17 protein-coding genes are annotated in these 19309 nt (G+C 69.9%); 6 read left to right on the forward strand and 11 right to left on the reverse strand.

Annotated features, from left to right (window positions below; genetic code table 11):
* The first annotated feature begins 5 nt into the window (after window positions 1-5).
* On the forward strand, window positions 6-710 hold the full coding sequence (locus tag AC1RRS_RS12195; protein ID WP_492855397.1) for an IclR family transcriptional regulator: 705 nt from the start codon (window positions 6-8) through the stop codon (window positions 708-710).
* Window positions 711-821: 111 nt separating this feature from the next.
* Here AC1RRS_RS12195 and AC1RRS_RS12200 read toward each other — a convergent pair whose 3' ends face one another.
* A complete protein-coding gene (locus tag AC1RRS_RS12200) occupies window positions 822-1175 on the reverse strand; it encodes a hypothetical protein (RefSeq protein WP_487289353.1) in 354 nt (117 codons plus the stop codon).
* A 173-nt stretch (window positions 1176-1348) separates the two neighbouring features.
* Between AC1RRS_RS12200 and rhaT the strand changes: the two genes are divergently transcribed.
* The 3 genes from rhaT (at window position 1349) to AC1RRS_RS12215 (ending at window position 6096) form a co-directional block, all read left to right on the forward strand.
* Window positions 1349-2404, forward strand: a complete 1056-nt coding sequence (gene rhaT, locus AC1RRS_RS12205) for an L-rhamnose/proton symporter RhaT (RefSeq protein ID WP_492855399.1) — start codon at window positions 1349-1351, stop codon at window positions 2402-2404.
* A gap of 7 nt (window positions 2405-2411) precedes the next feature.
* Window positions 2412-4298: an NPCBM/NEW2 domain-containing protein gene (locus AC1RRS_RS12210; RefSeq protein WP_492855400.1), complete on the forward strand. Its 1887-nt coding sequence runs from the start codon at window positions 2412-2414 to the stop codon at window positions 4296-4298.
* 121 nt (window positions 4299-4419) lie between these two features.
* Window positions 4420-6096, forward strand: coding sequence for an O-linked N-acetylglucosamine transferase, SPINDLY family protein (locus AC1RRS_RS12215; RefSeq protein ID WP_492855401.1), 1677 nt, complete (start codon window positions 4420-4422; stop codon window positions 6094-6096).
* Window positions 6097-6331: 235 nt separating this feature from the next.
* Here the strand turns inward: AC1RRS_RS12215 and AC1RRS_RS12220 are convergent, their stop codons facing one another.
* Genes AC1RRS_RS12220 through AC1RRS_RS12245 form a run of 6 tightly spaced genes read right to left on the reverse strand, consistent with a single transcriptional unit; the run spans window position 6332 to window position 11031 of the window.
* On the reverse strand, window positions 6332-7351 hold the full coding sequence (locus AC1RRS_RS12220) for an aromatic ring-hydroxylating oxygenase subunit alpha (RefSeq protein ID WP_492855403.1): 1020 nt from the start codon (window positions 7349-7351) through the stop codon (window positions 6332-6334).
* Window positions 7352-7365: 14 nt separating this feature from the next.
* Complete coding sequence (locus tag AC1RRS_RS12225; RefSeq protein ID WP_492855404.1) at window positions 7366-7989, reverse strand: LbetaH domain-containing protein; 624 nt, start codon at window positions 7987-7989, stop codon at window positions 7366-7368.
* A 37-nt stretch (window positions 7990-8026) separates the two neighbouring features.
* Entirely contained in the window at window positions 8027-8788 is a 762-nt protein-coding gene (locus AC1RRS_RS12230) for an SDR family NAD(P)-dependent oxidoreductase (RefSeq protein WP_492855405.1), read from the reverse strand.
* A complete protein-coding gene (locus tag AC1RRS_RS12235) occupies window positions 8785-9819 on the reverse strand; it encodes a 3-oxoacyl-ACP synthase III family protein (protein WP_492855407.1) in 1035 nt (344 codons plus the stop codon). The genes AC1RRS_RS12230 and AC1RRS_RS12235 overlap by 4 nt, the downstream gene beginning before the upstream one ends.
* Window positions 9819-10040 carry a phosphopantetheine-binding protein gene (locus AC1RRS_RS12240; RefSeq protein WP_492855408.1) on the reverse strand — a complete coding sequence of 74 codons (222 nt, stop codon included), beginning with the start codon at window positions 10038-10040 and terminating at the stop codon, window positions 9819-9821. Before AC1RRS_RS12240 ends, AC1RRS_RS12235 begins: the two co-directional genes overlap by 1 nt.
* Before the next feature lie 10 nt (window positions 10041-10050).
* Complete coding sequence (locus tag AC1RRS_RS12245; protein ID WP_492855409.1) at window positions 10051-11031, reverse strand: 3-oxoacyl-ACP synthase III family protein; 981 nt, start codon at window positions 11029-11031, stop codon at window positions 10051-10053.
* Window positions 11032-11136: 105 nt separating this feature from the next.
* Here AC1RRS_RS12245 and AC1RRS_RS12250 point away from each other — a divergent pair, with 105 nt between their 5' ends.
* Window positions 11137-12804, forward strand: coding sequence for an O-linked N-acetylglucosamine transferase, SPINDLY family protein (locus tag AC1RRS_RS12250; protein ID WP_492855410.1), 1668 nt, complete (start codon window positions 11137-11139; stop codon window positions 12802-12804).
* 151 nt (window positions 12805-12955) lie between these two features.
* Here the strand turns inward: AC1RRS_RS12250 and AC1RRS_RS12255 are convergent, their stop codons facing one another.
* Window positions 12956-13870 (reverse strand): phytanoyl-CoA dioxygenase family protein, encoded by a 915-nt coding sequence (locus AC1RRS_RS12255; protein WP_492855411.1) that lies wholly within the window; start codon window positions 13868-13870, stop codon window positions 12956-12958.
* Between the two features lie 156 nt (window positions 13871-14026).
* Here AC1RRS_RS12255 and AC1RRS_RS12260 point away from each other — a divergent pair, with 156 nt between their 5' ends.
* Complete coding sequence (locus AC1RRS_RS12260) at window positions 14027-15145, forward strand: DegT/DnrJ/EryC1/StrS family aminotransferase (protein ID WP_492855413.1); 1119 nt, start codon at window positions 14027-14029, stop codon at window positions 15143-15145.
* On the opposite strand, the gene AC1RRS_RS12265 is transcribed toward AC1RRS_RS12260, so the two are convergent.
* From AC1RRS_RS12265 to AC1RRS_RS12275, 3 genes are read right to left on the reverse strand one after another with little or no spacing between them, the layout of a single operon-like run.
* On the reverse strand, window positions 15129-16598 hold the full coding sequence (locus tag AC1RRS_RS12265) for an efflux transporter outer membrane subunit (RefSeq protein WP_492855414.1): 1470 nt from the start codon (window positions 16596-16598) through the stop codon (window positions 15129-15131). The two genes, AC1RRS_RS12260 and AC1RRS_RS12265, sit on opposite strands and share 17 nt — an antisense overlap.
* Window positions 16582-18123: an MDR family MFS transporter gene (locus tag AC1RRS_RS12270; RefSeq protein WP_492855415.1), complete on the reverse strand. Its 1542-nt coding sequence runs from the start codon at window positions 18121-18123 to the stop codon at window positions 16582-16584. The genes AC1RRS_RS12265 and AC1RRS_RS12270 overlap by 17 nt, the downstream gene beginning before the upstream one ends.
* Window positions 18120-19205 (reverse strand): HlyD family secretion protein, encoded by a 1086-nt coding sequence (locus AC1RRS_RS12275; RefSeq protein WP_492855416.1) that lies wholly within the window; start codon window positions 19203-19205, stop codon window positions 18120-18122. Before AC1RRS_RS12275 ends, AC1RRS_RS12270 begins: the two co-directional genes overlap by 4 nt.
* Window positions 19206-19309 lie beyond the last annotated feature (104 nt).

The following is a 19309-nucleotide window of genomic DNA, read 5'->3' on the forward strand; positions in this document are numbered from 1 at the left end:
GCCCGATGACCGACAGCGCCCAAAAGCTCTCCCAGACCCTGCATCGCGGCCTCGACATCCTCGAGGCCGTGGCCGCCGGCTGCGCCAGTCCCGCGCAGATCGCCGAGCGCCTGTCGCTGAGCCGCAGCACGACCTACCGGCTAGCCGCGCTGCTGGCAGAACGCGGTCATCTGAACGTCGGCGGCCACGGCTACAAGCTGGGACCGCGGATGTTCGCCCTGGGCGCCAGCGCCGCGCGCGCCGTCGATCTGCCCAGGCTGGCCCAGCCGATCCTGGAGGGCCTGACCCGCGACACCGGCGATGCGGCCAATCTGGGCGTGCGCGACGGCGACGAGGTGATCTACGTCGCCCAGTCGCCAGGCACGCGCCGGCTGGTCGTCCGCCACGGCGTCGGCGCGCGCAACCGGCTGCGCCAGACGGCCATGGGCCAGGCGCTGATGCTCGATAGCGACGACGAAGCCGACGAAGCGCCAGAATGGACCGTCGTCATGCGCCAGGCGCGCGCTCGCGGCCTGGGCTTTCACCGCGACGAATTCGGCGACGCCATCGTCTGTATTGCAGCCCCGGTGCGCGACGCCGCCGGCGCGATCGTCGCGGCCATCAGCCTGTCGACCATCCCGCAGTATCTCGACGACGAACGCCTGGAGCGCCTGAGAGACCAGGTGCGAGAGGCAGGCCAGGCTCTGAGCCGCAGGATCGGCGGGGAATAGGAATTTAGTCCTAGATACACGCCACAGCGGACGCATCAATATACATCGCCTAAGGAATATTATCGGAAATAGTATCTTGAACCGAGCCCAACACGCTTTCCGGCCTAGTCCTCAGCCCAGCGCCGCCACCACGGCCTCCAGTTCGCCCTTCACCGCGATCTTGCGTGCGGCGCTGACGACGAAACAGACGCTGGCGACCTGCGGATGCGGCACGACGCTGGTGACCCGCGCCGGATTGATCCAGACATGGTCGAAGTCCAGCGACGCCGCCGCCAGCCGTCGCAGATCGGCGTCGAGCCGCGCCGCGGCCTCGTCGGCGGTATGCAGCGCCAACACGCTCCTGGGCGCGTCGTAACGGATTTCGCAGTCAGCCGCCGGTGTCTGCGGCTCCGGCACGATGCAGAACACGTCGGTGGAATTGACCGCCACCGGTCCTTGCGGAGTGTTCATGATCACCAGCGGCATAGATCCCTCTCCAGTTCCAAGCACGCAATAGTCGCAAACCTCGCCGCTACAAGTCCAGGACGCGATTGCCTCCGGCAAACACGGCGACGCATTGACAGATCCGCTCGGCGCACCGACCATCTCATTAATTAGAACAAAGTTCCAAATTACGGGAGTTGGCGTTGAATCCGCTGTTGGGCGTCCTTTTCCATTGGCTGGGCGGTTTGGCCTCGGCCAGTTTCTACGTGCCCTATCGCGGCATTCGGCGCTGGTCCTGGGAGATCTACTGGCTGACCGGCGGCGTGTTCTCCTGGCTGCTGGCACCCTGGTTCTTCGCTTCCTTGCAAACGCACGATCTACTCGGCGTCATGGCCCAGGTTCCGTCGAGCGTTGTCGGCCTCTGCGTGCTGTTCGGCGTGCTGTGGGGCTTCGGCGGCCTGACCTACGGGCTGACCATGCGGTATCTGGGCCTGTCGCTGGGCATGGCCGTGGTGCTGGGCCTCTGCACCGTGTTCGGCACCCTGATCCCGCCGCTGGTGCGCGGCACCTTCGCCGACGCCCTGCTGGCCACGACCTCTGGCCGGATCATCCTGTTGGGCTTGCTGATGACCCTGGCCGGCATCGTCGTGGTGGCCTGGGCCGGCGCCAAGAAGGACGGCGACCTGTCGCCGGAGGAAAAGCGCGCGGCGGTGGCCGAGTTCGATTTCCGCAAGGGCATCGCCGTGGCGGTGTTCTCGGGCGTCATGTCGGCCTGCTTCGCCTTCGGTCTTGCGGCCGGCGAGCCGATCAAGGCGATCTCGGCGGCGGCCGGCACCGGCCCGCTGTGGACCGGCCTGCCGGTGCTGTGCCTGGTGATGTTCGGCGGCCTGATCACCAACGGCGTCTGGTGCGCCTTCCTGATCGTCAGGAACCGCAGCGCCGGCCAATGGATCGGCCGCACGCCCGACGCCAAGGAATCGGCGGACCGGCCGCCGCTGCTGGCCAACTACCTGCTCAGCGCCCTGGCCGGCACGGCCTGGTACTTCCAGTTCTTCTTCTACACCATGGGCGAAAGCCAGATGGGCAAGTTCGGCTTCTCCAGCTGGACCCTGCACATGGCCAGCATCATCATCTTCGGCACGCTGTGGGGCTTCGCCTTCAAGGAATGGAAGGACGCCCGTCCCGCCGTGCGCAACATGGTCTGGGCCGGCGTCGCCCTGCTGGTCGGCGCGACGGTGGTGATCGGCTACGGCAACATGCTGGGGGCCTGAAACCGCCATGCGCCCCCTGCCCCGTCGCCGCCTGCGCAAACTCCTGACGGCGACGGCGGCGCTGGCCCTGCTGGCCGCGCCGGTCGTCGCCCTCGCCCAGGACGGCGACCTGAAGCCGACGGGCCGCTGGACAGCCCGGAAGCCGGGCGCGGCGGCCAAACCGCCTATGGGCTGGAACGCCTGGAACGCCTTCCGCACCGAGGTCGACGAGGCCAAGGTCATGGGCTCGGCCCAGGCCCTGGTCGACACCGGCCTGGCCAGGCTGGGCTACGTGCACGTCAATCTCGACGACGGCTGGTGGCTGAGGCGCCGGCAGAGCGACGGCCGGCTGGAGATCCGCACGGCGATCTTTCCCAGCGCCGAGGTTCCCGGCGGCGACTCCAGCTTCAAGCCGTTCGTCGATCGCCTGCACGGCATGGGCCTGAAGGCCGGCATCTATACCGACATCGGCCGTAACGCCTGCTCGCAGGCCTGGGACCTGAAGTCGCCCAACCTGCCGGTCGGCTCGACGGCCGAGCGCGAGGTCGGGCTTGAGGGCCATGTCGATCAGGACATCGATCTCTTCTTCGGAACCTGGGGCTTCGACTATGTGAAGGTCGACGCCTGCGGCCTGGCCGACTACGCGCCCGGCGCGCCGGTCTTGAGCCGCAACGGCTATCGGCCGCGCGAGCCGCTGATCGTCCGCCGCGAACCGGCCAAGGACGCCTCGGCCCAGATCGAGGCGATGTATCGCCAGGTCGCCGCCGCCATGGCCCGCCACGGCGCCGACGGCGAGCGCGTGCTGTCGATCTGCACCTGGGGCCGCGGCGACGTGCGCGCCTGGGGCGGCGAGGTCGGCGCCCTGTGGCGCACCAGCCCCGACATCAGCCCGCGCTGGAGCGCGATGCTGCGCTCGTTCGACAGCGTGGCGACGCGCTCGCTCTACGCCCGCCCAGGGGCCTGGAACGACCCGGACATGCTCCACATCGGGGCCGGCGACTTCGACGAAAACCACCTGACCGAGGCCCGCAGCCACTTTGCGTTGTGGGCCATGACCGCCGCCCCGCTGCTGATCGGCTACGACCTGCGCCAGGTGCCCAAGGCGCTGCTCGACATCTGGGGCGCCGCCGATCTCGTCGCAGTGAACCAGGACCCGCTGGGTGACCAGGCCGTGCTGGTCCACCACGAGGGCGAGGCGCAGATTCTGCTCAAGACGCTAAGCGGCGGGCGCAAGGCCGTGGCTCTGTTCAACCGCGGCGACCAGCCGGCGAAGATCACGCTGACGAACGAACAGCTGAAGTTGTCCGCCGACACGCCCGTGGCCCTGCGGGACCTCTGGACCGGCAAGGACGCGCCGAGCTTCACCGGCCGGGCCGCCTTCGACCTGGCGCCGCGCGAGACCAAGGTGTTCGAGATCCGGGGCGCGCCGCTGATCGCCGACGGCGTGCTGCTGTCGGAAATCCCCGCCCGCATCCACGTGGCCCAGGAGCCCTCATGGCCGCCGCCGGCCGACGGCTTCGACGGACCGGTCGGGCCTGCCGGCCACACCGGCGGCGGCCAGGCCGACTTCTCGCCCTACCGCACGCCGCTGGCGGTGAACGGCCGCCGCTTCGCCCACGGGATCGGCGTGCTGGCCAATTCGCGCCTGGAGGTGCTGGCCGCCGGCGAGTTTCAACGCTTCTCCGCCAGCGTCGGCGTCGATGACGCCTCGAAGGCCTCGGGCGCGAGCGTGCGGCTGGCCGTCTATGGCGACGGTCGCCTCCTGGCGCGCAGCAAGCCGCTGCGGGCCGGCGACGCGCCGGTGGCGCTGAACGCGCCGATCAAAGGCGTGAAGGTGGTCGAGCTGGTAGCCGTCTCCAGCGACGCGGCCGCGCCGCCGGCGGTCGTCTGGGGCGGCGCGCGGATGACACATTGAGACGCTGCGAGCCGCCCGAACCGCCTTTCTGGCGATCCGGCCGATCGGCTACAATCGGTGGTTAGGTGACTCGTTTTCGTCCATGGGGGGCGCGGGCCTCACCTCGAGACCGTCGCAATCCATGGCCGCGCCCGAGCAGGATCTTCTTCGCACCCGCAACGCGCTGCTGACGGGCAAGCCCGCCGTGGCCCTGCACACGGCCAAGGCCGCCGTCGCCAAGGCGCCGGGCACGGCCGAGCCGCTCTACTGGCTGGCCTCGGCCCAGGCGGCCAATCGCGATCCCGCCGCCGCCCAGACCCTGAACGACGCGCGCCTGACCCACGGCCTAGCGGTCATCCGCGCCATCGGCGGCGACGCCAAGCGGCTGACGACCGACGGCGAGTACGCGCTGCAGATCGGCCATCGCCTCTACAACGCCAACTATCCGGCCTGCGCCTCCGTCGCCTTCGGCCTGGCGGTCATCGCCGGTCGGGAGGAGCCGCAGGCGCTGGTGTCGCTGGGGCTGGCCTTCCTGCACCAGGGCCGCGCCGAAGAGGCCAACAACATCTTCCGCGCGCTTTCGGAAGCCATGCCAAACAGCGCGCCGGCCCAGCAGTTCGAGCTCTACAGCCTGTTCATGGTCGCCGACGGCGTGGCGCGGCACGCCCAGGCCGCCAGAGCCTGGGCCGAGCGCTTCGAGACACCTGTGCTGACGTCCGCCCAGCCCCCGGCCCCGCTGGCCGGCCGCCGGCTGCGCGTCGGCTATGTGGCGCCAGTGTTCTCCAGCGGCCAGATCCGCCAGTTCATGGCTCCGCTGCTCGACCATCACGACACCGAGCGGTTCGAGATCTTCCTCTATCCGAATGAGGCCGACACGACGGACTGGGCCGCCAGACCGACCGTGCGCCCGATCGGCGCGCTGAAGGACGACGAAGCCGTCGCCCTTATCCGTCAGGACCAGATCGACGTGCTGATCGACGCCTGGGGCCACACCTCCGGCTCGCGGCTGGGCATCTTCGCCCGCCGGGCGGCGCCCGTGCAGGCCACCTGGCTGAACTACCAGCAGACCACGGGCCTGCGCGCGATGGACTTCGCCATCCACTCGCAGTCGATCCTGACGCCCGGCATGGAGACGCTGTTCACCGAGACCGTCTGGTCGGTGGAGCCGATCTCGGCCCCGTTCCGCGCCGATCCGGCGACGCCCTCCCCCGCCCCCAGCCTGACCAGCGGAAGCGTCACCTTCGGCAGCTTCATCAATCCGTCGAAGCTGAGCGACGAGGCGGTCGCCGGCTGGTCGCGGCTGCTGCTCGCCGTCGCGGGCTCGCGGCTGCTGCTCAAGTACCGCTATTTCGAGGATCCGGTGCTGGCCCGCGCCACGACGGCGCGCTTCGCCGCCCATGGCGTGGACCCCGATCGGCTGGTCTACGAGGGCCACGCGCAGGGCGACGAGTACGAGCAGGCCTTCGCCAGGATCGACCTGTCGCTCGACCCCTCCCCCTGCCCCGGCGGCACCACCACCCTGGAAGCCCTCGCCCGCGGCGTGCCGGTGATCACCCTGCGCGGGCCGACCTTCTACAGCCGCATCGGCGTTCAACTCGTCGAGGGCGCGGGCCTGCCCGACCTGGTGGCCGACAGCTGGGACGACTACGTCGCCAAGGCCGCGGCGGCGGCGGCCGATCCGGCCAGCCTGCAGGCCCTGCGCGACCGCACCTGGGCAGGCTTCGCCAAGGCCTCGTTCCGCGACGAGGCGCTGGTGGCGCGGACGCTGGAGAAGGCCTATCTCGGGATGTTCGCGGCGAAGTGGCCGGATCAAGTCTAGCCGCCCGACAGGATCCCTCTCTCTTTGAGAGAGGGAGGGGCCCGCGCCGAAGGCGTGGGAGGGTGAGAGGTAACAAACTCTCCGAACGAGGCGCGGCGTCACACAACGCGAGTCTAGGCCATTTATCCGATTATTTTTCAGATACTTACCGACACATAATCACACGTCCGAATTTGCCTGCCGGCGGTGAAACCTCTCACCCTCCCACCGCTTCGCGGCGGGCCCCTCCCTCTCTCTAAGAGAGAGGGGTTTTCATCGCCGACAGCCGCTCATGCAGGAGCCGCAGGCGCTCTTCGGATCGTGCGAAGGCCCGCTGGGGCTTTTCCAGGTCGTAGGCGGGGCTGACGCGTTCGCAGATCTGGCGATCCTCGTCGAAGATCCGACGGTTCATCTCGGCGCTGGAGTCGAGGAAGGCCTCGACCGCCCGTTCGGCGCCGGGGCGCACGCGGCCGTCGAGCAAGCGGGTGCAGAAGTGGGTCCGCCGCCCCTCGCGGGCCGGGAAATAGGTCTGTACGGCGTAGGAATAGCCGAAGGTCGACGAGATCATCGCGAACGGAAAGACGTGGATGGTCCAGTAGCCCTGATAGGCCTCGGCGGCGTCGAAGTAACGCCCCAGGGCGGAGAGACCGCGCAGGGTGCGCTTGTCGGTGACCTCGCCCTCCCAGGTCAGGTTGGGGCCGTCGACGACCAGGCTCTTCTCGACCATGGCCAGGCTCGCCAGGGTTTCGCCGTGGATCAGGTTGACGTGGTAGGTCTCCAGTGCGTTCTCGACCGCTACCCGCCAGTCGCATTCGAACGGCAGGGCGTGGAAGTCGCGGCGCGCGGTGATCAGCTTCGACACCGTCTCCAGCTGCGCCGCCGCGCCGCCCAGTTGCTCGGCGAGGTCCTGCTCGGGTTCGACGCCGACGAACAGGAAGTCGCCGCACCAGGCGGTGCGATAGCGGCCGATGGTCTGGGCGGCCAGCACCTCGGGATCGAAGCTCTTGGCCAGGGCCGGCTTCAGGGCGCCGCCGCCGTAGCGCCAGCCGTGATAGGGGCACAGCATCGGCCCGACGCCATGGTCGCCGACGAAGAAGCGCGCGCCGCGATGCGGGCAGACATTGTCGAAGGCCCCGATCTCGCCGTCGTCGTTGAACACCAGCAGGTCGCCGAACGCCCAGTCCAGGCGCAACCAGGCGCCCGGCTCGGCCACTTCCGAGCGGTGGGCGACCAGGTGCCAGTAGCGGCGGTAGAGCGCGTCGACCTGAGGCGTCATCAGAGCTTTCGAACTTACAGCTTTCTGGCGGGCGCGGCGTAGTAGGTGCCGCCCGCGACGGTGTCGCGGACGATCACCGCGCCGGCCCCGATCGTTCCGCCCGCCCCGATGCTCACGCCGGGCAGCACCCGCGCGCCGGAGCCGAAGAACACCCCCTCGCCCACCTTCACCCGGCCCGTCAGGTCGACGTGGCAGCTGAGGGTCGAACCGGCGCCCAGCACCACGTCGTGACCGACGCCGGAATGGCCGTTGATGGTGACGAGGTCCTCGACCTTGCTGTCGGACGAGACATTGGCGAACGGCCCCACCAGCACGCCCTCGCCCAGCCTGGCCGAGGCGGTGACGAAGGCCCGGTCGTGAACCAGGGTGGCGAACCTGCCGCCAGCCGCGCGCAGGGCCTTGCCGACCGCCGTCTTGCCCGCCGGCGTGCCGATGCCCATCACCAGCTGGACGCCGGCCGCCGGAACGTGGCCGGCGATCTTGCCGAGGTACGGCAGGTCGCGGCCGAAAGCGGCCATCGGCGCGTCGCCGTCGTCGAGATAGCCGATGAAGCGGTCGCCGCTCTTGGCGAACTGCGGGCCGAACCAGTCGAGAATTTCCCGGGCGAGCGCGCCGCCCCCGACCATCACGTAGTCCATCTGTCGTTCCTCCGTGTAGTCTTGTCAGGCGGCCCAGTCATGCTGCCTTGTAGCCGCCGTCCACGTCCCAGATCGCGCCGGTGACCCAGGCCGCGGCCGGGGTCAGCAGAAAGGCCGCCACGGTCGCTACGTCCTGCGGCCGGCCGAAGCCCAGAAGGTGGCGCGCGCGATAGGCCTCGATCCCGTCGCCCGTCAGGCCGCGGGTGATCCGCTCGTGCATCTCGGTCTCGACCGCGCCGGCCGCCAGGCCGTTGACGCGGATGCGGCGTGGCGCGAGTTCGCAGGCCAGCGACCGCACGAGGCCTTCCACGGCGGCCTTGGAGGCGGCGTAGGCGGTCATGCCCGCACGGCCACGCTCGGCGGCGACCGAGCTGACCACGACGATCGAGCCCTCGTCCTTCATCACCTTGGCCTTGGCGGCGGCGCGGGCGACGGCGAAGGCGCTGCCGAAGGACGCGCCCATCACCTCGTCGAGCTTGGCGTCCTTGGTCATGCGGATGGGCAGGACCATCTCGATCCCGGCGGCGTGGAAGATCCCGTCCAGCCCGCCGGCTTCGATGGCGGCCTTGGCCACCGCGTCGGTGGCGGCGTCGCCCTCGGAGAGATCCTGGATCAGGGAGACGTGGCCTTCGCCGGCGAGGCTGGCCAGAGTCTGGTCGAGCCGCCCTGCGTCGCGGCCGGCGGCGATCACACGGGCGCCGACCGCCGCCAGGGCCTGGGCCGTCGCCCGCCCAAGGCCCGACGAGGCGCCGGTGACGAGAATGGTCTTATCCGCCAGGGCTTCGGGATGCAGGCTCACAGGTACAGCGTCTCCACGCAGTCGAGAGGGCCGAAGCGGCCGGCGACCGCGCCCCAGGAATAGCCCACGCCGAACCCGGCCAGGACCAGGGTCGCGGCTTCACCGCTCAAGCGCTCTGCCACGGCGTCGGTCAGCAGCAGCGGCAGGGTCGCCGAGCTGGTGTTGCCGAACTTGCCGATGTTGATCGGCAGGCGCTCGGGCGGGGCCTTCGCCTTCTTGCCGATGTGGCGCAACATGAACTGGTTGGCCTGGTGCAGCAGGTGGAAGTCGACGTCCTCGGCCGTCAGGCCGGCGTCGGCGCGCACGGCCTCGATCAGGGCCGGCACCGCGCGCAGGGTGAAGGCGAAGACGGCGTTGCCGTCCATCTTCAGGGTCGGGGCGATGGCGCCGGCGGGACCGCAGGGCGAGCGGAAGCCGCCGTCCTGCACGATCAGGTCGGTCGCGCCGGTCCCGTCGGTGCCGAGGCGAAAATGCAGGGGCGCGGCGGACGCCTCGCGCTCCAGCGCGGTGGCCGAGCCGGCGTCGCCGAACAGCACGGCGGTGGCGCGGTCGTCGGGATCGAGCAAGGGACTAATCGTGTCGCCGGCCAGCAGCAGCACGCGCTTCAGGCCGGCTTGCAGCAGGCACGACGCCAGCCACAGGCCGTAGACGTATCCCGAGCAGCCCATGCCGACGTCGAAGGCCTGGGCGTGCGGCGAAAGACCAAGCTTGCCGTGCAGCAGGCAGGCGCTGGCCGGCAGGGCGTGGTCGGGGGTCTGGGAGACGAAGATCACCCCGTCGATCGAGGCGCGGTCCCAGGCCAGGCGCTCGATCAGCCGCTCGGCCGCGGCCTGGCAGAGGTCGGCCGTGGTCTGGCCCGGCTCGACCCAGTAGCGGGTCTGCACGCCGGTCATCTTGGCGACGTCGGCGACGGCCGCCTCGCCGAGACGGTCCTCGAACGCCTGGTTCTCCAGCCGCCTGGCGGGCACGGTCGAGACCACGCCCGCCAGACGGACGCCTTCGACCCGATAGCCGCCGGGCGCGGGCTGCATCAGGCGGTTTCCTTGGCGACCAGCGCCTCGATATCGGCCACGGTCTCGCACTTGGCCAGGGCCTGACCGTCGACGAGCACGCCATGGACCTCGTCGACCAGGGCCAGGGTCGAGATGATCGCCAGCGAGTCCCAGTTGAAGGCGGCCAGCTCGGCCGCCGGCGAGATCTCGGACTCGTCGACCTCGAAGATCTCGGCCAGTCCGGCGTAAAGGGCGCTCATTCTTGTCTCCTCAAATGACGACGCTGGCGGCGGCCCACGACAGGCCCACGCCGAAGCCCACCAGCATCGCTCGTCTGGGGGCTCCTCTAGGGGCGCCCGCGCCCTGCAACAATGGGGCGAGCGCCAGCGGAATGGTCGACGACACGGTGTTGCCCACCTCGCGCATGTCGATGACGAAGCGCTCGGGTTCGATGGCGAGCTTCTTGCGCAGGCGCTCCAGGATGAAGCCGTTCGCCTGGTGGAAGACGAAGAGGTCGTGCTCCTCCATCGTCCGCCCGGTGCGTTGCAGCAGGCCGTCCACGGCCTTGGGCACGTGGCCGAGGGTGAAGGCCATCACCGCCGGACCGTCCATCCGCAGCACCATGTCGCCGCCGGCCGAGGGCTCGCGGAAGCCGCCACGTCGAACCATCAGGTGCTCGCCGCCCTTGCCGTCGGTGCCGAACACCACGGGATCGATCAGAGGCGCGTCGGCCTCGACCGCCTCGACCAGGGTGGCGGCGGCGCCGTCGCCAAACAGGGTGCGCACGCTCTGGTCGTCGGGATCCAGCAGCTTGGAATAGGTGTCGGCGGTGACCAGCAGCACGCGCCGGGCCTGGCCGCTCTCGATCAGGGCCTTGGCGAGGCTGAGACCGTAGACGAAGCCCGAGCAGCCCAGGTTGAAGTCCAGGGCCCCGGCGCTGGTCGGCAGGCCAAGGCGGGCCTGCAACAGGCAGGCGCTGGTCGGCAGCACGTAGTCGGGCGTCTGGGTGCACAGCAGCAGAAAGTCGACCTCGCCCGGATCGAGGCCTTCCTTCGCCAGCAGGGCCCGCGCGGCGCCCTCGGCGAGGTCGAGCGCGGTCTCGCCGTCGGCCGCGATGCGGCGCTCGGCTATGCCCGTCTTTTCCAGGATCTTGTCGGCGCTCCAGTCGGGGAAGCGTGCGGCCAAGGCGTCGTTGGTCAGGCGGCCTTCGGGCAGGTGACCTGCGATCGCCTTGATCCTGGCGGTCAACATATACGCCTCGCGGCCGCGGAATGAATCATTGCAGAACAATGTCGAGCGCAATCTAAGCGCGTCGTTGGCCCAAGGGCCAGCCGTTTGATTTGCGGGAAACCTTCAATGTCGGCGCAAGACGTGTTCCCCCGGGCGATGGAGCTGCTCCTGGCCGGCGACGCCGTCGGCGCCGAGACGCTGCTGGGTCCGCTGGCCGCCCGGAACGGCGACGACGTGCAGGTCCACTACTTCCACGCCGCCGCCCTGAGCGCGATGGGCGAGGAGGCCCGCGCCCGAGCGGCCTTCGAGACCGCGTGGATGAACCACGCTTTCACGGTGATGGGCGAGAACGACATCGCGCTGGACCGGGTCGCCCGCGACGCCGCCTTCGCCCTCGATGTGGGCCGGCTGTTTTACGCCGAGGACTATGTCGGGGTCGCCGCCGCGGCCTGCGGCTGCGCGCTGAACGACCCCACGGTGGCGGCCAACGAGGGCCTCTTCGTCTACGGCCAGTCGCTGCACCACGCCGGCCGCATCGAGGCGGCGCTGGCGGCCTTCGACAAGGCGGTGGGTCTGACCGGGGCGTCCTATCTTTCAGGCTTCGTCCTCTATTCGCTGATGTTCGCCAAGGACGGCCTGCAGCGCCAGGCCGACACCGCCCGCCGCTGGGGCGAGGTGATGCGCAAGGTCAGGCCCGCCGCCCCGACCTTCCCGCCCGCCTGGGACGGCGCGCGCAAGCTGCGCGTCGGCTATGTGGCGCCCAGCTTCGCCAACCAGCTGCGCCACTTCGTCGACCTGGTGTTCGAGAACCACGACACAGAGCGCTTCGAGGTCTTCGCCTATGTGGATCATGCCACGAGTGAACGCCTGCCCGGCCACGTCACGGTGCGGTCCTGCAAGACCCTGACCTACGACGCCCACGCCGACCTGATCCGGGCCGACGCGATCGATGTGCTGGTCGATGTCTGGGGCCACGCCTCGGGCAACCGCCTGGCGGTGTTCGCCCGCCGGCCCGCGCCGGTGCAGGTCGCCTGGCTGAACTGGATCCAGACCACGGGCCTGGAGGCCATGGACTACTCCATGCTCGGCTCGCACATGCTGACCGCCGACGCCCCGCCGCTGTTCGTCGAGACGCTGCACGACATCGGCCCGATCCTGGCGGCGTTCAGGCCGACGCCGACGGCGGCCCCCTCGCCTTCCCCGGCGATCGAGACTGGCCGTCTGACCTTCGGCAGCTTCAACCATCCGGCCAAGATCAGCGACGAGACCGTCGCCGGCTGGGCAGGTTTGCTGGCCGCCTGCCCGACGGCCGACCTGCTGTTCAAGTACAGCTACTTCGTTGATCCGGTGCTGCAGACCACGATCCAGTGCCGGTTCCTCGCTCACGGGATCGCGCCCCAGCGCATCCTGTTCGAGGGCAAGACGACCGGCGAGGAATACGAGCAGGCCTTCACGCAGATCGACTTCGCGCTGGACCCCAGTCCCGTCGGCGGCGGCACCACGACCATGGAGGCCGTCTCGCGTGGCGTGCCGGTGCTGGCGATCCGAGGCCGCGACTACTACAGCCGCGTCGCCGTCGAGGCCCTCAGCGCCATGGGGCTGGAAGAGCTGCTGTTCGACGACTGGAGCGCCATGGCCGCCTTCGCCGCGCGTCTGGACCAGGACCACGAGGCCCTGGCCGCCCTGCGCGCCAGGATCCGGCCGGCTCTGGACGCCTCTCCCTATCGCGATGAGGCAGGCTTCACGCGGCGGATGGAGGCGGCGTTCGCGGAGATGGCCGCTAAGACCCAATAAGGTCTCACTTTCTCACCCGAGCATCCCCGCGAAGGCGGGGATCCAAGCCGAGTCTGCAGGTGATCAACGGCCGCGCTCCATCCTGAACGCCAGCTTGGGTCCCCGCCTTCGCGGGGACGCTCGGATAAGGGAGACTTCGAGGAAACGCCCCCTAAGCCTCGTTGACGCTGTTGGCCTTCACCTTGGCCGCCCCGGCCTCGTCCAGATCGTTGCGCGTCGCCGTCAGGCTCAGCGGGCCCTTCAGCGTGGCGTTGACCGCGTCGATGCCGGTGTCCTTGCGGGTCGGCTTGCGGGCGATCAGGTAGCGCAGCGACAGGCGTTCGTGGTCGGCCGCGTCGGGCTGGGTGCCGTGCAGGGTGCAGGCGTGCCACATGGCGGCATAACCGGCCGGGCCGACCAGCAGGTGCTGCGGGCAGTGCACTTGCCCGCCCTTGCGATCGCTGTAGGTCCAGCCGCTCTCGTCCTTGGTCAGGTCGTGCGGAAACAGCGTGCCGCCCAGGGTCTGGCTGTTCTCCAGCAGGAACAGCGGCGCGTCCCGCTCGCCCACGTCGTGCAGGTAGACATAGAGGGTGATGAAGTCGGCTTCCCGGTCCTTGTAGTCGATCAGGTCCTGGTGGAAGTCGATGCCGTAGAAATAGGTCACGTCCCGGTACTGCGGCCTCACATAGGGGCCCAGGTTGTTGACCGGGTTGCCGTGGATCCGCGTCTTCAGCCACTGGGGCACGGCCGAGGCCGGCACGCCGCAGATCAGCTTCTTGAGCAGGATCTCGTAGTCGTCGCCCAGCAGGCCGGCCACCGCGCCGGTCAGGCCCGTGTCCTTCTCGACGAAGGCCAGCTCCTCGTCGAAGCGCTCCAGCAGGTTGCGGCCGGGGGCCGGATTGACGCCGACATACTGCGGGTTGGCGTCGAACTCTTCCTCGCTGAGGAACAGCTCCTCGCCGAAACTGCGCAGATAACGGATGCGGGCGAGCAGTCGGCCCGCCGCGTCGGCGTCCAGGCCGCCAGGAAGCACGTGATAGCCGCGCTCGATCAGATCCCGCACCGGGCCGGGCGACGTAGCCGACATCGAAAGCTTCTCCATGACCGCCGAACACGACGGCGACGGATGAGATGAATACCGCTTCAAGGCGACGAGGCAATCCGTCGCAACCCGTACACGGCGACGGTTAGCGTCCGTTAACCATGTGACGCACAGGCTACGTACCGCATTCGGGGATTCTCAATGGCCAAGACCGCCCGCAATCCGCGCGCCGACATCATTTCGCCAATCGCGGTCGCGAAACCTCGCCTGCCCCTGGCCGACGCCATTCTTCCCTATCTTCGCCGCATCGACACCGCCCGCTGGTATTCGAACTTCGGCCCGCTGGTGCAGGAGCTGGAAGAGCGCCTGGCCCATCGATTCGGCCCCTCCGCCCTTGCCGTCACCTGCAGCAACGCCACCCAGGGACTGACCCTGACCCTCAAGGCCCTCGGCGCGACGCCGGGAACGCTGTGCGCCATGCCGTCCTGGACCTTCGTGGCCACGGCGCACGCGGCCGTGCAGGCCGGGCTGATGCCCTGGTTCCTCGACGCCGACCACGACAGCTGGATGCTGACGCCGCAGACGCTGGAAGCGGCCCTGCCCCGCGCGCCCGGGCCGGTCAGCGCCGTGATCATCGTCGCCCCGTTCGGCCGCATGCCCGACGTCGACGCCTGGCTCGATTTCCAGGACCGCACCGGCGTGAAAGTGATCCTCGACGCGGCGGCCGCTTTCGACGCCGCCAGCGACGCGCGCCTGCCGACGGTCGTCAGCCTGCACGCCACCAAGGTTCTGGGCATGGGCGAAGGCGGCTATGTCGTCACCGACGACCCGGCCATGGCCAGCCGCCTGCGTCGCCTGACGGGCTTCGGCTTCGAAGGCTCGCGCCTGTCGCAGCACGCCGCCACAAACGCCAAGATCAGCGAGTACGCCGCGGCCGTGGGCCTGGCCGCGCTCGACGCCTGGCCGGGCGATCGCCTGCGCTGGTTCACCGCCGCCCAGACGCTGCGTCAGGCCCTGTTCGCCTCCGACCTGAGCTTCCAGCCGGGCTGGGGCCACGACTGGACGACCAGCGTCTGCGTGGTCGGCACGCCGGACGGCGCCGCGCCGCGGCTGGCCGCCGCCCTCAAGGCCGCCGACATCGACACCCGCCAGTGGTGGGGCGACGGCTGCCACGCCTCGCCCGCCTTCGCCGAGTGCCCGCGCACCGACCTGCCCAACACCGAGCGCCTGGCGCGCTCGACCCTGGGCCTGCCGTTCTACATGGACCTCGACGCGGCGGACGCCGCGCGGATCGCCGACATCCTCAAGACGGCTGGCTGAGCCGCCAGTCGGCGCCGGTCGCGGCGAACAGCCGGATCGCATCGGCCAGCCGGCGCCCTTCGGCGCGGGCGCGGGTAGAACGCGCGCCGTTCAGCGCCCGCTGGGCGTCGATCACCTCCAGCATCGTGCCGCCGCCGCGATCCACGGCCAGGCGCGCCAGGCGCAGGCGTTCGCTCGCCTGGGCCTCGACGCGGTCCTGCGCCGCCAGGCTGGCCTCGTCGGCCGACAGGGCCGCCAGCGCATCGGCCACCTGGCCGAAGGCGCTCAGCACCGTCTGCTGGTAGCGGGCCGAGGCGACGCGGGCGGCCGCCCTCGCCTGCTCGCGCCGCGCCTTCAGCGTTCCGCCGTCAAACAGCGGCGCCGTCAGGCCCACGCCCACGTCCCAGCCGCTGGCGTCGTAGCTGAAGATGTCCTTAGGCTTCAGCGCGCCCTGGGTCAGCGAGGCGCTGAGCTTGAGGTTCGGATAGAGGTCGGCCGTGGCCACGCCGATATCGGCGGTGGCCGCATGCAGCTCGGCCTCGGCCGCCAGGATGTCCGGACGCTTGCGCACCAGAGCCGACGGCAGGACCACCGGCACGGGGGCCGACAGCTTCAGGGTGTCGAGCGTGAAGGCCGGCGCCGTCCAGTCGGCCGGGGCCTTGCCGACCAGCAGGGCCAGGGCGTGACGGGCGGCCGCCAGTTCGCCTTGCAGCGGCGGCAGCTGCGCGCGGTCCTGCTCGAGCTGGGCCTGGGCCGAGACGCCGGCCAGGCGGGTCGCCCCGCCCAGGGCGTCGGCGCGGCGCACCAGGGCGATGTTGGCCTCATCGTCGGCGATCATCCGCTCGACGCTGGCGATCTGGGCCTGGAGCGTGGCGATGGTCGCCGCCTGCAGGGCGATATTGGCCGTCAGGCTGAGATAGGCCGCCTCCGCGCGCCGGCCTTCCGCCTCGGCGCGCGCCGTCGCGCCCTCGATCCGGCGCTTCTGGCCGCCCCAGAGGTCGAGGTCGTAGCCGACGCCCGCTCCCACCGAATAGAGGCTGAAGGTCGGGTTGCTCAGCGTGATGTCGCCGAAGCTGGTGAAGCCGAAGGCCTGGAGATTGGCGCGCTCGCGGTCGATCCCGGCGTTGGCGCTGACCTGCGGCCCGGCCTGGCCGCGCGCGGCGGCTAGCGCCGAACGGGCCTGCGCCAGGGTGGCGTCGGCCTCGACCAGCGAGGGGTTGTCGGCCAGGGCCTGGCGGATCACCGCGTCGAGCTCGGGCGAGCCCAGCGCCGTCCACCATGGGCCGACGCCAGCTTGGTCCAGCGTCGCGGCGGCGGCCGGAGAGGCCTCGTCCTTGGCCAGGTAGCCGGCCGTCTTCGGCGCTTCTGGCGCCTGGAAGTTCGGACCGACGGTGGTGCAGGCCGAGGCGAGCGCAGCGAGGCTGATCGCGCCGGCGAGGGCGGCCAGGCGGGAGGTCTTAGTGGTCGGCGACATGAACGGTCTCGCCCCCTTTGGCTTTCGGGGTTCGCATGAGCAGGATGAGCGGTGAGCAGGCCACGGTGATGACCAGCATCAGGCGGAAGTCGTCGAGATAGGCCAGCATCGAGGCCTGGCGGTTGATGACGCCGTTGAAGGCCGCCATGGCGCTGTGGGTCAGGAACACGCTCTTGGCGTAGGCTTGGTAGAGCGGATTGTCGGGCCGGGCGTGCTCGACCAGCACGGCGTGGTGCTTCTCGATGCCGCTGACGAACAGGGCCTGCATGATCGAGATGCCGGCCGCCGAGCCGATATTGCGCACCAGGGTGAACAGGCCCGCGCCCTCGGCCCGCAGCTCCGGCTTCACCGTGGCGAAGGCGATGGTGCTGAGCGGCACGAAGATCAGGCCCGTCCCCGCCCCCGACAGGAAGCCGGAGATGATGATCAGGTGGGTGTCCATGCCCAGGCTGAAATGGCTCATCTGCCACAGCGACACGATGCTGACAGCCATGCCGATCGCCAGGATCAGCTTGATGTTCATCCGCCCGACCAGTTGGCCGACGGCGAACATGGCGATGAACGAGCCCAGGCCCCGGGGCATCGAGACCAGGCCCGTGAAGGCCACCGGATAGCCCAGCAGGGTCTGCATCATCGGCGGCAGCAGGGCCAGGGTGCTGTAGAGCAGTATGCCGATGAAGAAGCCGAAGAAGCAGCAGGTCATGAAGTTGGCGTCGGCCAGCAGGGCGCGCGAGACGAACGGCTTCTGCGCCGTCGCCAGCTGCACGGCGAACACCCACAGCGAGATCCCGCAGACGATCAGATAGGTCCAGATCTCGGCCGAGCCGAGCCAGTCCTGTCCAGGGCCGCGGTCGAGCATCAGCTGGAAGGCGCCGATGGCGATGGCCAGGCTGGCGAAGCCAAGGATGTCGAAGCGCTTCTTCTCGGTTCCCTTCTTCTCGGACAGGAAGAAGAACACCCCGCAGAAGGCCAGCACCCCGACCGGCAGGTTGATGAAGAACACCCAGCGCCAGTCGAGATTGTCGGTCAGCCAGCCGCCCAGGGCCGGGCCGAGGATCGGCCCCAGCACCGCGCCGGCGCCCCACACGGCCATGGCCTGGCCGTGACGCTCGGGCGGGTTGATGTCGAGCAGCACCGCCTGCGACAGCGGGATCAGCGCCGCGCCGAACAGGCCCTGCAGCAGCCGGAACAGCACGATCTCGACGAGGCTGTTGGCCACGCCGCACAGCATCGAGGCGATGGTGAAGCCGACGATGCAGACGTTCAGCACCATCTTGCGGCCCAGGCGCTCGGTCATGAAGCCGGTCAGCGGCGTCATGATCGTGGCGGCCACGATGTAGGAGGTCAGCACCCAGGTGATCTGGTCGGCCGAGGCCGAGACGCTGCCCTGGATGTGCGGCAGGGCGACGTTGGCGATCGTCGTGTCCAGCGAGATCATGATCGTCGCCAGCATCACCGAGACGGTGATGGGCCCGCGGTTGGCGACGTCGCGATCGTGGCCGGAAAGGGCCCGCGCGGCGTTCATCCCTGGCGGCCCGAGCGGACGTCCACCGTCGCCTTGGCGCTGAGGCCCGCGCCCAGATTGCCCGGGACGGCCTCATCGAGGATCAGGCGCACGGGCACGCGCTGCACCACCTTGACCCAGTTGCCGCTGGCGTTCTCGGCCGGCAGCAGGGCGAAGCTGGAGCCGGTGCCGGGGCTGAAGCTGGCGACGTGGGCCTTCAGCGGATGGTCGTAGGCGTCGACCTTGATGCTGGCCGGCTGGCCGACGCGCATGTGGGCCAGCTGGTCTTCCTTGAAGTTGGCCTCGACCCAGGGCTTGCCCGAGATCAGCCAGAACACCGGCTGCGAGGCGGTGACACGGGCGCCGACCTGCAGCTGCTCGACCTTGGCCACCACGCCGTCGGCGGGAGCGACCACGGCGGCGTAGGAGCGATCCAGCCTGGCGCGCTCGAGACGGGCCTGGGCTTCCAGCACCTTGGGCTGGCGCTCGGTCGGGGCGTCGGGCGAACCGCCCAGGTCGGCCAGGGCGGTGGCGATCTGCTGGCGGACGACGCCGATCTGGCGCTGGGCCTGGTCGGCGGCGTGGCCGGCCTCGTCGGCCTGGGCCTGGGTGGCGACGCCGGCGGCGGCCAGGTCGCGCTGGCGGGCGGCCTCGCGCTTGGCATAGGCGGCGGTTTCCTCGGCCGCGGCCATGTCGGCCAGCCGCTGGCCGTAGACGGCGCGGCGGGCCTGGACGTCGTAGCGGGCCTGGGCCAGGGCCGCCTCGGCCTCCGACACCGCGACCTGATAGTCGGCCGGATCCAGGCGGAACAGCACCTGGCCCTTCTTCACGGCCTGGTTCTCGCCCACCTCGATGCCGACCACGCGGCCGTCGACGCTGGCGCTGATGGCCGTGCGGCTGGACTGGATATAGGCGTTGTCGGTGGTCTCGAACTTGCCGCCGGTCAGCACCACGACGCCCACGCCGGCCAGCACGACCAGCGGAACGCCGATCATCAGCGGCAGGCGCAGCCGCTGGCCCAGCGTCTTGCCTTGCACCTTGCCTTGCCGCTTGCGGGCCGCCTCGGCTTCGGCGATGGCGTCATAACCTTCAGCGTCGCTCACGCGCTGCTCCACGTCTCTTCGAGTTTTCGGGAATCGCTAGGTCCGTTCGATCGCGAACCTTGAGCGGGCAGATAGGACTCCACCCATCATGAGTGAAATGATAT

It is taken from the genome of Caulobacter sp. GW821-FHT12A07, assembly GCF_058807655.1.

Bases quoted from the DNA above. Each gene is read 5' to 3' on its own strand.
- AC1RRS_RS12195 (WP_492855397.1), top strand. From the start codon at position 6: ATGACCGACAGCGCCCAAAAGCTCTCCCAGACCCTGCATCGCGGCCTC.
- AC1RRS_RS12200 (WP_487289353.1), bottom strand. From the start codon at position 1,175: ATGCCGCTGGTGATCATGAACACTCCGCAAGGACCGGTGGCGGTCAAT.
- AC1RRS_RS12210 (WP_492855400.1), top strand. From the start codon at position 2,412: ATGCGCCCCCTGCCCCGTCGCCGCCTGCGCAAACTCCTGACGGCGACG.
- AC1RRS_RS12215 (WP_492855401.1), top strand. From the start codon at position 4,420: ATGGCCGCGCCCGAGCAGGATCTTCTTCGCACCCGCAACGCGCTGCTG.
- AC1RRS_RS12220 (WP_492855403.1), bottom strand. From the start codon at position 7,351: ATGACGCCTCAGGTCGACGCGCTCTACCGCCGCTACTGGCACCTGGTC.
- AC1RRS_RS12225 (WP_492855404.1), bottom strand. From the start codon at position 7,989: ATGGACTACGTGATGGTCGGGGGCGGCGCGCTCGCCCGGGAAATTCTC.
- AC1RRS_RS12235 (WP_492855407.1), bottom strand. From the start codon at position 9,819: ATGCAGCCCGCGCCCGGCGGCTATCGGGTCGAAGGCGTCCGTCTGGCG.
- AC1RRS_RS12240 (WP_492855408.1), bottom strand. From the start codon at position 10,040: ATGAGCGCCCTTTACGCCGGACTGGCCGAGATCTTCGAGGTCGACGAG.
- AC1RRS_RS12245 (WP_492855409.1), bottom strand. From the start codon at position 11,031: ATGTTGACCGCCAGGATCAAGGCGATCGCAGGTCACCTGCCCGAAGGC.
- AC1RRS_RS12250 (WP_492855410.1), top strand. From the start codon at position 11,137: ATGTCGGCGCAAGACGTGTTCCCCCGGGCGATGGAGCTGCTCCTGGCC.
- AC1RRS_RS12255 (WP_492855411.1), bottom strand. From the start codon at position 13,870: ATGTCGGCTACGTCGCCCGGCCCGGTGCGGGATCTGATCGAGCGCGGC.
- AC1RRS_RS12260 (WP_492855413.1), top strand. From the start codon at position 14,027: ATGGCCAAGACCGCCCGCAATCCGCGCGCCGACATCATTTCGCCAATC.
- AC1RRS_RS12265 (WP_492855414.1), bottom strand. From the start codon at position 16,598: ATGTCGCCGACCACTAAGACCTCCCGCCTGGCCGCCCTCGCCGGCGCG.
- AC1RRS_RS12270 (WP_492855415.1), bottom strand. From the start codon at position 18,123: ATGAACGCCGCGCGGGCCCTTTCCGGCCACGATCGCGACGTCGCCAAC.